Here is a 13113-nt window from a genome sequence, read left to right on the forward strand (position 1 = left end):
GGCGTGCGGCAGGGGGTGACGGCCCGTCGGTCGGGACCGGGACCGGGACCCCGGCGGTGGCGGGTGACGGGCCGGTGACGGCCGACGTGCCGGGACCGGGGGCCGGGGCGCAGCGGGCACCGGATGGTGGCGGGAGTGCGGGCAGTGACAGCACCGTGGCGGCGGGGCCGCGGTCCGGGCCGGACCCGGCGGCGCCGCAGGGCGGAACGGGTGCTGACGGGCCGACGCGCGGGACCGGTGGTGGCGGATCGGTGGCGGCCGGGGCGCAGCGGACGGCGGGCGGCGGGGGTACGGGCGGCGGGCCGGTGGCGGCGGTGCCGGGGGGCGGCCAGGTCCCGGCGGCCGGGCCGGGCTCGGTGGGGCCGGTGGGTGGTGACGTGCGGGGGCCGGTGCCGGGGTCGGTGCCGGGGGCCGGGTCAGGGGCGCAGCGGGCGCCGGGTGGTGGCGGGAGTGCGGGCAGTGGCAGCACTGTGGCGGCAGTGCCACGGTCCGGGCCGGGCTCGGCGGCGTCGGGGGCCGGTCCGGGCGGTGGCGGGGGTGTGACGGCGGTGCCGGGGGCGCGGCCGACGGAAGGCGGTGGCGGCGCGGGCGGCGGCAAGCCGGCCTCGGCTGCGCCGGGTGGCGGGCCGGGCGGCGGCGGATCGGTGGCGGCCGGGGCGCAGCGGAGTACGGGCGACGGCGGCCCGGGGGCCGGATCGGGGCCGGCGGGACCGGCGGGGGCTGCGGCGCCGGGGACGGGGGCGCAGCGGACGGCGGGCGACGGTGGCGGGAGTGCGGGCAGTGGCAGCACTGTGGCGGCAGTGCCACGGTCCGGGCCGGGCTCGGCGGCGTCGGACGGCGGATCGGGTGCTGGTGGGGCTGTGGTGGCGGCGCCGGGGGCCGGGGCGGGCTCCGCGGGGCCGGCGGCACCGGGGTCGGTGCCGGGGCGGGCTGATGGTGTGAGGGAGGAGCGGTGATGGGGTCGGTGTCGCAGGTGACGGCGGGTGAGTTGGATCCGACGTGGCTGGGGGGTGTGTTCGAGGTGGTAGAAGAGGGCCAGGACGGTCCGCTGGTGCACGGGATGCGGTTGGTGTCGTACCGGAAGGTGGTGGGGCGGGAGCGGGTGGTGCTGGTGGGTGAGAACACCAGTGTGGTGGTGGGGTCGTCGGTGGGGTTGGCGTTCCATGTGGCGGCGGTGCCGGGTCGGTTCACGGGCGCGGTCGTCGCCGGGGCACCCGCACCCGCGCCGGCGGCGGTGGGGCAGCAGCAGGTGCAGCAGGTGGCCGCGGTGCAGCACGCCATGCCGCAGCCCGCGGCGCCGGTGCCGGTGCCGGTGCCGCCGGTGCCGGTCGGCGGGTACCCGCCACCCGGACAGGCACAGCCGACGCCCGGGCCCGGGCCGACGGCCGGGCCGGTACCGGGGTCAGGACCCGGGCCGGTGGCGGGTCCGGGGGCGGGTGCGCGGCCGGTGGGCACTCCCCCCGCACCGGCCAGGCCGGGCGGGCCGGTGGCGCCGTGGATGCGCAAACCACCCACAAGCTGACCGGCCGACGGTCCGGCACAACGCGAACAGGGGCCGGTGGACGGCGGTGGCGTGGCGGTGCCCGGCCACCGGTGGGTCGGTGGCCGGGTGTGGGCCGGTGCGCAGGGTGCGGTCAGAGGTAGAAGTGGCCGTCGTTGGCTTCCAGGGCGCCGTTGGAGCCTGCCTGGAGCAGGTCGGATTCACGCTGGTGGCGGGCGCAGAGTACCCAGTGGACGGCGATCTGCTTCGCTTCGTGGGCGTCGAGGACGGCCGAAGGGACCTCGCAACCCTCGCACTGTGTGACGCGGCGTGGTGCGAAGTCGGCCGAGGCGGCAGAGGCGGCGGTCGTGGCAGGAAGGGTGGGCGGGACGGACGGGGCGGTTGGACGGCGGCGGCCCGGGTGGGTGTCCGTGCCGGGGTGCGGGCCGGGGGTGTCACCGGGTTCGGCTCCGTCGGCGATGAGCTGACGGCTGATGTTGTTGCGGGCCGTGTCGCTGAGAGCCACGCCGGGGTGCGGGGCGAGCATCACGTCGATGGCGGGCATCAGCTCGCCGACGGTGGTGATGAACGGGTGCAGGCCCAGGTGCTGGATGAGCTCCTCGCCGTCGTTCTCCCGGAGTTGGGCGAAGACGTTGTGCAGGGGACGGTCGTAGCCGTATTCCAGGTTCAAGGTGTCGGTGAGCGGCAGGGTGTATCGGGACAAGAGAGGACTCCTCTGATCACGTCGGGCGGGCGGTCCCGCGCTGGGCCTGGGGTGGGCCGGGACGGCGCGGGACAGGGGTGCCGACGGGGACGGGTCGTTTGGGGTGGTGACCGCGGGCGGTGCCGGGCGCAGCGGACCGCCGTGGCAGGGGCGTAGCGGGGCGGGGCCGGCGGGGCGGGGGTGGTCGGGGTGGTGGCGGCCGGGACCCCCTGGAGGGGAGTCGAGGGGTCCCGGCCGCCGGGTGTGCCGCCCCTGCCCCGGAGGGGGTGTGGGCGGGGGCGGCACACGGGGCGCCTCGACCCGTGTGGTGTCGGGGAGGCGCCGGGGAGGCCCGCACGGCCGGAGTGGGCACGGCCGCCGGGCGGGAACGGGACGCACTGTAGGGGCGGGAGACGGCCGGTCAACCCCCGAGCGTGCGCGGGACGAGCGGACCGCGGCCGGGCCCCGGCCGGGCGGGCGGGCGGGCGGTCCAGCCGGGGCGCGGTGCGGGCGGTGGCGGGCGGGCTGGTGGTATGGGTGACGGGCGGTGGTGGAGGCGTGGTGGGGCATGGCGGTGCCCGGCCACCGGGGGTAGGTGGCCGGGCGTGGACGGGGCGGGGGCGGGGGCGGGGGCGGAAGCGGGGGCGGGGGCGGGGGCGGGCGGGTTCCCGGTGGGCGGTGGGCGGTTGTGTGACGGCCGGGAAGATGTCGAGGGCGTGGCCGATGCCCCACAGGGCGTGGGCCATGCGCGGGCCGGGGACGGTGATGTGGCCGATGGCGCGGAAGACGTCGGGTCGGTCCTGGGTGCGGACGATGTGGACGGCGGTTGTGGCGCGTTGGCGGACGCTTCCGGTGCTGTCGATCTTGATGCGTTCGGCGATGATGAGCAGACCGGCGGTCGGCCCTTCGAGGAGCCCGGGCTCGCCGGGCGGGGTGTGCGGGGTGGTTCGGGGGGTGTCGAGGAGGGTCTGCGCATAGGCCCGCAGGTGCGCGGGCAGGTCGCCGTCGTCGTCGGGCAGGGGGATGTCGAGGGCGTGGACGCTGATCACGCAGGCGTGGTCGATGCCGAGGTCGGTGAGGGCCGACGGCGTGGGGAGGCCGATGCGGTAGGTGCTGGGCGGCAGCATCCCCCACGGGACGGTGTCGTGGTGGAGGACTTCGACGGTGGCGGCGACCTGGGTGGCCATGTGAGTCGTCTCGACGGTGAGCGGCAGGTGGTGGTCGGTCACGGTGGTCGGGCTCCTTGCTGTCGGTGTGTGCGGGATGGTGTGCGGTGGTGGCCGGTGGGCGGGGGCTCCCCCGGCGGCCCGGGGGGGGGTGGCTGCGGTGCGCGTCGCACGGGCGGGTCGACGGGCACCGTCGGGCAGGTCACCGGCCGGAAGGGCCGAACGGGTGCCGGGCGCAGCCGGACGGGTGCCGGGCGCAGCCGGGGCGTGGTGGTCGGGGTAGTGGCGGCCGGGACCCCCTGGAAAGGGGGTGCGGGGTCCCGGCCGCCGGGTGTGCCACCCTCCGGCCCGGGGGGGGGGGACGCCGGAGGGCGGCACTGGGCGCCACGGCCCACCGGGGGGGTGATGGGGCGGGGCGCCCCGGGGAAGCCCGCACCACCGGAGCGTCGGCGCTCGGCAGCGGCCCGGGCGGGCACAGACACACCGTAGGAACAGCAGACAGCCGATCAACCCCCCAGCCCGGAGCGGCGAGGGACGGGGTCGACCGGAGGCCGGGGCGGGTGGGCAGTCTGGAAGCAGCAGCGGCCGGAAAGGGTGACCGGGCCGGTGTGGGTGGCGGCGGCATGGCGGTGCCCGGCCACCGGTGGGGCCGGCGGCCGGGCAGAGGTCAGGGTGTGGACGGCTGGAGCTGGATGCGAAAGCGCGGGTAGTCGCCGGTGGCGAACAGGCGCGCGATGTCGGCGTCGGTGACGGCCGGGGCGGCGCGGGTGCGGTCGGGGTTGAAGAGGATGGCGGCCGGGTCGCCTCGGCCGTGGACGGTGGGGTGGATCTGGGCGAGGTAGGTGCGGAGCATGCCGAGCAAGGTCAGGCCCAGGAGGGTGCCCCAGACGGCGGCGGCGACCAGAGGGCTGAAGATGTCGCCGAGCTGCTGGCACTGGCTGGTGCGGGATCCGGTGACCGGATAGGTGCCGGACAGGCCGACCAGGGCGCAAACTTCGGGGATGGTGAAACGGCGGCCGGTGTCCTGGCAGTACCAGCCTCGGATCTTGCCGGTGACGGCGGGGATGGTGCGGTCGAGGGCGAACACGTTGCCGCCGCTGGTCCTGCGTTCGCCGCGGGTGTTGATGCGGGTCTGCGGCGGCCAGCCAAGTGCGTGGGCGGCGCTTGTGCGGATGCCGGGGACGGTGACCGGGCCCGGGTTGCTGTGCCAGTGGGCGGACATGATGGCGCGGTTGCGGTTGCTGGCGGAGCCGAAGTCGGCGGCGTCCAGGTTCTGCCACTGCACGGATTCGCATCCGGCGGTGGTCAGTTCGGTCCAGATGTACTCCTGGACCGTCTCGGGCAGGGCCGAGCTCTGCTCGATGACGATCGTCTCGACGGGGGCGCCGATGGAGCGCAGGCCCAGGATCCAGATGACCGGGGCGAGCATGAGTCCGGCGGTGGCTGCGGTCATGTCGTCGACCAGCGACCACAGTTCGGTGATGGGGGCGCCGGACGGCTCGATCATGTGGTCGTGGCAGACGGCCTCGTCGCAGTCGGCGGGGTCGTCGTGGGTACACAGTTCGGAGCCGTCCACCCACACGTTCCCCATGTGGGTGCCGACCTGGTCGATCGCCTCCAGGAGGATCTCCAGGTTCCCGGCGTCGCGGCCGGCTCCGAGTCCGGCACGGGTGAAGTCGATGCACGGCATCGTGCACATGACGCGGCGGGTCCAGCGCAGGGTGGGGTGGCGGGGGTCGATGGTCTTGATGTCGCTTTGGATGACGGTGCAGCCGGCTGCCGTGCTGGTGGCGGTCGGGTTCTTCTCCAGCTCGACGCACACCATGTCGGTGGTGACGCCGAGGACCAGGCGCAGCCCGGCGCAGCCGCCGCCGCATCCGGCGCACACGTTCACTCCGCGGGGCGCCTCGCCGGGGCGGGGCGGGTAGAGCCAGCGGGCGGGCCAGGGTCCGGCGAGCTGGTCGCGTTGGGCTGTGGTGAGGGAGTCGAGGAGAGCGGTCAGTTCGGGCCCGTCGAGAGCGAACCGGTCCTCATGGGTCGGTGTGGGGACAGTGGCTGTAGTGGTCGGGCTGTTGGTGTCGAGGGCGAAGAGCGGGAGTTCCTCGTACGCGGCAGGGCGGACGGCGGCGGGGCGTGAGTGTGGGTCTGGGCAAGCGGGCTCCCGGCCTGGTGAGCGGTGACCGGCGGCCGGGCTCTGCAGCCCGTGAGGGGCGGGAGCGGGCGGCGGGGCGGCGGCGGTGAGCGCTCGCCCCGACGGGGCCTGGCCGGTCTGTTGTGCCGGAAGGTAGGCGCGGCAGTGAGCCGGTCAACGCCCTGGAGGAGCCTGATGACCGAGGCGGCCGGGTGGCCGGACGCGGACGCCACACCCCGCACCCGGCCTGCCCCCTCGTGGTTGCCGGACCGGCAGGCGACGGCGAGCAGCGGGACGTGCCCGGCCCGTGGAGCGCCCCGGCGGCTCGGCCGGGCGAGCCGCCAGGGCAGGCACGGATACAGGGCGGGGGCCGCGCGGCACAGCAGCCAGGGGCGGCCGGAACCGGAACAGCAGCGCCGGTGGGCGGACAGGTGGGCGGCCCCGGGGCCGAAGGCGGAACGGCAGCCGACGCCCAGTGGCAGCGCTAGGGCAGGCCGGTGCGGGGGCGGGCAGCTGTGGCGGGACGCTGGCAGGGCCGGACACGGGCAGCCCAAGCCGAGCGGCCGGCGCCGGACGACGATGGTGCGCGGCGGGCGGCGGGCCAGGGTGGGGCACGGCCAGCCGCTGGTGTGCCATTGTGCCCGGGGATGCGGAGCTGCCGCGGGCCTCTCGATCGCCCCCCCGGGAGGCGTGGGCGGGACGAGACCGACGGGGTGACGCCGCGACGGTGGGGGACGCGAGATCCCGGCCGTCGGCAGGCGCAGGGCCGCACGGCCCTCGGGGCGGCGGGGGCTGACGGGCGGCAGGGCCCCTGGGGTACGCGGGCCCGGAGCAGCGGGGCCGATCGCGGCGGGTCCGGGATCGTTGGGCGTCGGAGCTGGTAGTGCTCGTAGTCGCCTTACGGTGCCCACTCCTTGGGGGTGCAGGGGCGGCCGATGGGGGCCGTGGTGCCTGGCGGAACACCGTCGCGCAGCAGGGGATAGAGGGTCTCGGGTCGTTCCAGGACTCCGTTGGGGCGCAGCGGATCGGGGCGTAGCTGGGTGTCGGCGATGGGCAGGCCGATGTAGGCGGCGCCGGCGAAGTCGGTCCAGGTCGGGTCGACCACGCGGCCGTCGGGGGTGACGCACCAGGCGTGGGCGACAGGAAATGGCACGGAGGCGGGCATGGCGAACCCCTCGGCGTACAGCAGGCCGGGGTGGGTGCGCTCGGTGAGTGCCGCGTTGGCGAAGCACTCTCTCTCGGGCAGCGGTGTGATCTGGGAGGGGAGCCCGCCGGGGGTGAACCAGCGGCCTTCTGCGAGCAGGAGCGCCTGGACCGATTGGTAGGACCAGGTCCGGGTGGGGCGGTGGGAGGCGGTTTCGAGGGCGACGACCGCGTGCAGAAATTCCAGCACCACCGTTTCGGCGGCCATGAGTGTGGCGGAGGTCTGTGGGGTGTTGATGTCGGCTCCTGGTAGCGGTGGTGACGTGGACGCGGGCGGGTCGGACGCACCCTATCCGGTGCCAGCAGGCGCGGGGGAGGGGCTGCAGCCGGCCGGGGCCGGGATTCTCCTTCCCGGCCGTCGGGGCAGCACCACGCATGCCACCGGGCACCAGAACGGGCCGTGGGCCGTGCTGGTGCCCGGTGGGTCGGCCGTCCTGGACTGCCCCACCGCCGCGGGTCCGGGCATGGAAGGAGGAGGCGGCCGGGTGGCGTGGGCCCAGGGGGGAGTGCCGGGTCGTGGGTGCTCAGCCGAAAAGGGTGTCCCGCCGGTTGCGGACGACCTTCTCGATCGAGCGGGTGGCCTCGGCGCCGGGCTGGGCGATGTCCGCGAGGCCGTGCTCGGCCGCTTCGGCCCCGGAGGGGAACAGTGCAACCGGGGAGACGTAGGTGACGACGGCTTCGAAGGTCTCCCCGTCCATGGCGCCGTTCAGCGGGGCGATCCTCGGCGCCAGCAGGGTTGTGCCGTGGCATGCGGCCCAGCCCGCACACACACCTGGCCGGGCTGCCGGCGTCGTGCTGATGGCACAGCCAGACGCGGGTGGGCTGCTCGCCGGTCGAGGCGTCGTAGGCGGGGAGCTTCTCGTACTCGCTCGCGGCCCAGATCCCGGAAGGGACATCACGCCGGTAGGGGCAGGTGTCGCAGGGACGGAGCGCGGGCGGACGGCTCGAGGACGGCACGCAACGAGTATCCGGGTTACGGGACACTGCGGGGGCCCCTTTCAAGCGACGGGATAGGAGGGGGCGGCGGGGCAGGGGCGGGGTGTGGTGGTAGGTGGTGGCGGCCGGGACCCCTGGGGTGTCGGGGTCACCAAGGACGTAGCGCAGTCGCCGCTATTGGCCGGACATCGCGCCACTGCCGGTGGGACTATGCAGCCGTGAGCGACGGCGATCTGCGCTGACGTCCGGGATTCCCCGGCGCCTTCCCGACACCACACGGGTCAAGGCGCCCCGTGTGCCGCCCCCGCCCACACCCCCTCCGGGCCGGGGGCGGCACACCCGGCGGCCGGGCGCGGTCGGCGGGGTGCCGCCAGGCGCAGCGCTGCCAGGCGGCGATGGCTGGGGCGGTCCGGCAGGACGGCGCGAAGTAGTTGGGCGAGTTTGCAGTGGAGGGTGGGCACGGTGAAGTCCGTTCAGAGGTGTGATTCGGCTCGGGGTGTCGCGTGACTCCGGGTGGTCCGGATTCGGGATGGTGTGCTCCCGACGCGGGTCGTGCTGGTGCTGGGAACGCCTGGGCGGGCGGAGGGTGGGGTGGGCGCCGTGGGACGACGCGGGTCACCCGTCGCGGCGGCTCAGCTGGGGCGCACCGTAGCGGCGGCTTCCGGCGGGTCAAGGGCTGCCCGAGTTCGGGCATGCCCGGCTTCGGACTTGTCGTAGTCCGCTTCCCCGGCGGCTTGGCCGGCTGCTGACAGCTCTTGCATCTTTGTCCTGCTGTCTAGGCTGCTGGCATGTCGTCCGGATTCACGGGTCCCGCGCGTGGCAGTTGCGGCCGGCTGGTAGCCCGTGAGGGTCGGTGGCTGCGGTTCGGGTGCGGGTGTGATGTGGTTGGCTGCTGACTCTTGTGGTCGGGGTGCTGCGAGCGGTTCGGAGGTGCCGCTTGGACGGCGGCGCCGCTTGCCGGTGGGCCCGCTTTGGGCTCGCGGCAACGATGAGTGTCAGCGGATACGGCAGGGTCCCCGCTGTGACAGATGAGACCGTGGCCAGTGGTCGCGGTCAGGTGGACGCGGGCTTCGGCGGTCTCTCTCTGGGGCCGGTAGGGCGGAGGCGAAGGCTGACCGACGCTGCTGCAGCGTCCGGTAAGTCAGCGGGGGTTCGGGCGGGTCTGGGGCATTTCGACCACGGGCATGGATCGGCCTGGCTGGCGGTCCTGACAGGCTTCCGCGTCGGCCCGGGTTGGCCGGTGGCGCCGTGGTGCTGTGGAAGCTAGCGGTGCCGTGCTGGGGGCCGAGCCCCATTGGGGCACTGACGGGGTTTCGCCGGGCCGACGATGTGAGCCCGGCAGAAGCCGCTGGGTGTCAGCAGAGAGCTCCGCTTCACCGCGCAGGAAGGTGAGAGAACGGCTCGAGCCAGGTGCCCTCGGCGTCGTGGAAGGTAGGTCGGGCTGTCGGCCACGCCGGGGAACAGTAGACCTGTTAGGCATCGGCGCCGCCGACGCGGTCGATAGCCGTGAGCGCTTCGGGGTCGGCCGGTGCTCCCGGCCGGCTCGGGAACGGGTTGCAGCGGCCGGGGCGGTGATGCAGCGGTGCTTCAGCCTGAGGTGGCGGCCTATCAGGTCGGCGATGGCCCTTGCGCCGGCGGGCGGCGGCCGGTGCGCCGATGGCGTTCGGCGGGACGGCCGGTGCGGGTCGCCGCGCCGCTCGCGGTCTTCGGCTCTGCGCTGACGCGAGGTGAGCGAGGATCTGGCTTCGGTCTCCGCCCGGAGCTGATCGAGACGGTCCTGAAGTCCGTCGGCCTTCGTACGGAGTCTGGCCGCCGATGATCTGAGGTCTGCTGACTGTGCCTCAACGGCGTGCAGGTCGGATGCGATGGCGGCCTCGAGGCTGCGACCGGCAGCCGACGGTCCCCATTGCTGGTGGGGCGCCGTTGCGCGAAGTGCGCGGGCCCGGGTCAGTGCGGCTGTCGCCCGGGCCAGTGCGCCGTCGGCTTCGAGCTTCGCCCGTAAGGCCTTCTCTCGCAGTCGGTGGGCGTCGTCCCGCTGCGCTGCCGGAGTCGTTGCGCGAAGGAGCAGGTATGCGGAGCCAGCCTGGGATCGGCGGGTGGCGTCGTCTGCGGCTCGGTGCAAGGCGAGGGAGCGGCGCAGGTGGGCGTTGGCGGTCCGGAAGCCGCGGGCAGCGTCTCGTGCTTCTTGGGTAGCGGTGCGAGCGTCCTGTTCGCCTTGACGTACGGCGTGCGCGGCCGGGCCGCGGCCCTGCGCGGCGTCGGTCGTCAACGCGGCCGCTGCAGCCTCGGCGGTCGTCGCCTGTTTCCGAAGGTTCGGTACGGCCTGTGTCAGCCAGGCAAGTTGCCGGGCGAGGTCGGCGTGGGACAGGTGGCCGTGCGGGCGTTCGGTCCACCTCGGCGGTGGCTTGGCGGTCGGCCGCGTGTGGTCGTCGTGCCAGAGGGCTTCGAGGTCGTCGAGCGCTGCAGTGTCGGTGCCCGGGGTTCACTCGCGGCCGGCCGCGTCGAGGATCGGGCCGACTTGGCCGATCCTCAGGTCCCGTTCGAGTCGCGCCAGGAGGCGGTGATCGTCAAGGCGTTGCCGGAGTGAGGGCGGCGGGGCCGCGCGCCGGGCGGCCTGGTCCGCCAGGCCGCGGACGTAGGTCTCCGGGGAGATCGTGCCGTCGTCGAGGGCGCGCTGGAGTTCGCGGTCTTCGGTGGCGTCGCGGGCCTGCTCCCGCTGGGCGGCTTCGCTTCGTCGTACCTGGTCGAGGGTGCGCTGCTCGTGGCGGAGCTGCTCCAGGGGATCGGCATAGGGACGCTGCGTCAGGGTGGCGAACACCTCACGGACGGCGGGGCCCATCAGGAGTCGCTCGCGCCATCCGGAGGCCCTGGTGGCGTAGAGGATGTCGCCGACGGCTGTTGAGATCCAGCTGTAGGTGGTGTCGCCGACCGTCCGCTTGTTGTCGGAGGTGCCTGGATCGCTCATCTCGGGCTCCAGTCAGTCGGGCCCTTGGCGGCAGTTTCCTCGGGCGGTCGGCGCGGCCCGGACGTCGTCCCCGTGCGAAGTCGGTGCCTTCTACGGTCCCCGCGGGGACGACGGCGTTCAAGGGTCAGCCGGCAATCGTCCCGCGCTGCGGGAGAGGGCTCGCCCGGTTCCCGGTGAGGGGGATCTGGACCTGCGGCCAGGCGCGCTCGCGATTCGCGTCACCCGCGCCGGCGCCGGCGCCGGCCGTGCGGGGGGAACACCAGTGCGAGAGTGACGCCCAGGGCTACGACCGCGATCGGTGCGAAGAGGTTCGGGAAGCTGGACGCAGGGTCGTCGGAGTTCCACATGGCGCCGCCGGTGAGGAAGCCCACGATGATGAGCAGGTGCGGGAGGTAGCGGATGAACCTGAGTGCGAGAAACGCCAACCCGGCCACGGTGTGGTCCCCCTTTCGGTGCAGAGGTCACGGTAGCGCGAATCGTGCGGATGCGAGGCGGCTTATCCGACGGCGCACGGCGAGGACGGTGGCGTTGGTCTCGGGTGTCGGAGCGATGACGGTCAGCATCGCCAGGAGAGGACGTCCGCTGGCCAGTGCGTCGCTGTCGGGGACGTCCTTCCAGGAGGCGGCGGCCTGGTGGGCGCTGGCGCGTGCGGGCCGGCTCGCGGGTCCGGTGGCGTGCGCCCAGCCGTGGGCGATGTAGGTCCACAGCTCGGCGGCGTAGCAGTAGTCGCCCGACATCCAGGCGAGGTCGGCGCGGACGCCGGCGGCGGTGAGCGTGGCGGGATGACGCTCGCCGTGGGCGGCTGTCAGGCCGGCCAGCAGGAGGTCCGCCTGGTCGGCGGCTCGGGTGAAGTCGTGGGCACGGCCGGCCTCGTAGACCGCTTGCAGGGCCTGGTCGTGCTCGGGCGAGGCGCTGCTTTCGCCGGCGGGGGCCGGTGTCGCTGCGGTGGGTGGGGTGAGCGGCTCCCCCGGGGCCAGTGGGAGGGTGCTCCCGTCCGGGTTGATCTGCAGTCTGAGGCGCTGCTTCGTTCTGGTGTCGTGAATGGCGACTGCGATCGGCGCTCCCGCGCCTGCGGCGTCGAGGGCGAGCTGTTGGGGGACGGCGCGTGCGGGTTCGACACCCGGGGGCACATCGATGGGCTCGTCGTCGATGCGTGCGGCGCCGTCCGGGCTGATGTGTACCTGGGTGTCGGTCACGTCGTTCCTTGGGGTACGGGCAGGGAGCTTGTTCCCCCGGCGCTCGGGAAGGCGGGCGCGGCCCAGCCGCGGTAGCGCATGTGCCAGGTGCCGTCGGTGACGTCGGACCTGGGCCTGATGCCGATGGTTCCGTAGCCGTTGATGTCGGTGCTGGCCACCATGTCTCCTCCGAGGTAGAGGAGGACGTGGCCGTCTTTGCTTCCGCTGTCGTAGAACAAGAGAGCGCCGGGCGGTGGCGAGTTGTCTCCGGGGTGGGCGTCGCCGCTGGCGACGAGGCGCTGCCAGTGGATGTTGGCAGACACGGATCCTGATGATCCCCAGCCGTAGGCCTGCGCGACGAACTTGTCACAGTAGAGGTGGAAGTCCGAGCGGCCGCTGGCGGAGCCTGCTCGTGCGGCCGCGATCGCCTGGTCGGCGCTTCGCGGGTTCGTGGTGGTGAACTGTGCGGCCGGGTCCGGTCCCGTGCCTGTTGCTCCGGCGGGGGTGGGGTCGCAGCCAGCGAAGACCGAGGTGACGGCGGCGGTTCCCCAGGTGGTGCTGACAAGGCCGCCGGCGCTCTGTTCCCACTTGGCGTAGGCGTCGGGGAATCCTGAGCGCTGAACGGCCTGGGCGGCCTGGGTCAGCGGTCGGGTCTGCCAGTCCTTGATCTTGACGAGGCCGTCGTAGAACTTGTTGGCGGCGTAGACAGGGTCGGTGATCTGGGTGACGGTTCCCCAGCCCTGGCTCGGCCGCTGCTGGAACAGCCCGACGCTGTCCCGGTCGCCGTGGTCGAGGTTCTCGAGCGTCGATTCCTGCATCGCGGTCGCGACGGCGATGACGGCCGCCCTGGGGCTGAGCCCGCGGGTGCGGGCAACGTTGGTGATCGTGGAGGCGTTGCGGATCTGCTGTTCGCTCCAGTGGGGGTTCTGCTGGGGGCCTTGCGGGCTGATCGGGACGACGACTGCGGGGCCGTCCTGGGCAAGCGGAGGCTCCCACCCGACCGCGGCAGTTGCCGTCCCCGCGCCCTGGTTGCCGCTTCCGACGGGAGCGAGGGAAGTGGTGCAGGTGGCTGCGTTGGCGTCCGCTGCTGCCCCGCTGCCGCCCAGGAGGATGATCGACATGCCCATCACCGCGACAGCCAGCATGGCGGCGAGCAGTGAGGCGCTCTTCTTCACCGCCTCACTGTGACCCGCAGGTCCGGGTCGGCCTCAGGGCGGGTCGGAGAGCTTCCCGGAGACCGGGATGTCCACCGCATAGTTCCCGCTCGGCGGACTCTCCTGCTGCCGTGGCGGGCTCTCGCTGCCGTGGGCGGGGCCGGGGCGCGTCTAATGGCGGGGCCGGGTGCGCCGTTGCG

8 protein-coding genes and 1 pseudogene are annotated in these 13113 nt (G+C 74.2%); all 9 read right to left on the reverse strand.

The genetic code is table 11. The annotated features are described in order from the left end of the window. Positions 1-1634: 1634 nt before the first annotated feature. Complete coding sequence (locus AC2TEW_RS30005) at positions 1635-2204, reverse strand: hypothetical protein (RefSeq protein ID WP_484626498.1); 570 nt, start codon at positions 2202-2204, stop codon at positions 1635-1637. 1812 nt (positions 2205-4016) lie between these two features. After that, complete coding sequence (locus tag AC2TEW_RS30010; protein WP_484626499.1) at positions 4017-5237, reverse strand: DNA cytosine methyltransferase; 1221 nt, start codon at positions 5235-5237, stop codon at positions 4017-4019. 1141 nt (positions 5238-6378) lie between these two features. After that, positions 6379-6891 carry a hypothetical protein gene (locus AC2TEW_RS30015; RefSeq protein ID WP_484626500.1) on the reverse strand — a complete coding sequence of 171 codons (513 nt, stop codon included), beginning with the start codon at positions 6889-6891 and terminating at the stop codon, positions 6379-6381. Positions 6892-7207: 316 nt separating this feature from the next. Then, positions 7208-7453, reverse strand: coding sequence for a DUF6283 family protein (locus tag AC2TEW_RS30020; protein ID WP_484626501.1), 246 nt, complete (start codon positions 7451-7453; stop codon positions 7208-7210). Next, a pseudogene (locus tag AC2TEW_RS30025) lies at positions 7428-7667 on the reverse strand (DUF6283 family protein); the annotation flags it as partial. The gene AC2TEW_RS30020 and the pseudogene AC2TEW_RS30025, both read right to left, overlap by 26 nt. Before the next feature lie 2434 nt (positions 7668-10101). Next, complete coding sequence (locus tag AC2TEW_RS30030) at positions 10102-10584, reverse strand: hypothetical protein (RefSeq protein ID WP_484626502.1); 483 nt, start codon at positions 10582-10584, stop codon at positions 10102-10104. A 218-nt stretch (positions 10585-10802) separates the two neighbouring features. Beyond that, positions 10803-11009 carry a hypothetical protein gene (locus tag AC2TEW_RS30035; protein WP_484626503.1) on the reverse strand — a complete coding sequence of 69 codons (207 nt, stop codon included), beginning with the start codon at positions 11007-11009 and terminating at the stop codon, positions 10803-10805. Positions 11010-11045: 36 nt separating this feature from the next. Continuing rightward, positions 11046-11780 (reverse strand): hypothetical protein, encoded by a 735-nt coding sequence (locus AC2TEW_RS30040; protein WP_484626504.1) that lies wholly within the window; start codon positions 11778-11780, stop codon positions 11046-11048. Beyond that, entirely contained in the window at positions 11777-12934 is a 1158-nt protein-coding gene (locus AC2TEW_RS30045; protein ID WP_484626505.1) for a transglycosylase SLT domain-containing protein, read from the reverse strand. Before AC2TEW_RS30045 ends, AC2TEW_RS30040 begins: the two co-directional genes overlap by 4 nt. Between the last annotated feature and the right edge of the window lie 179 nt (positions 12935-13113).

It is taken from the genome of Kitasatospora sp. NEAU-CNBT7, from assembly GCF_057220535.1.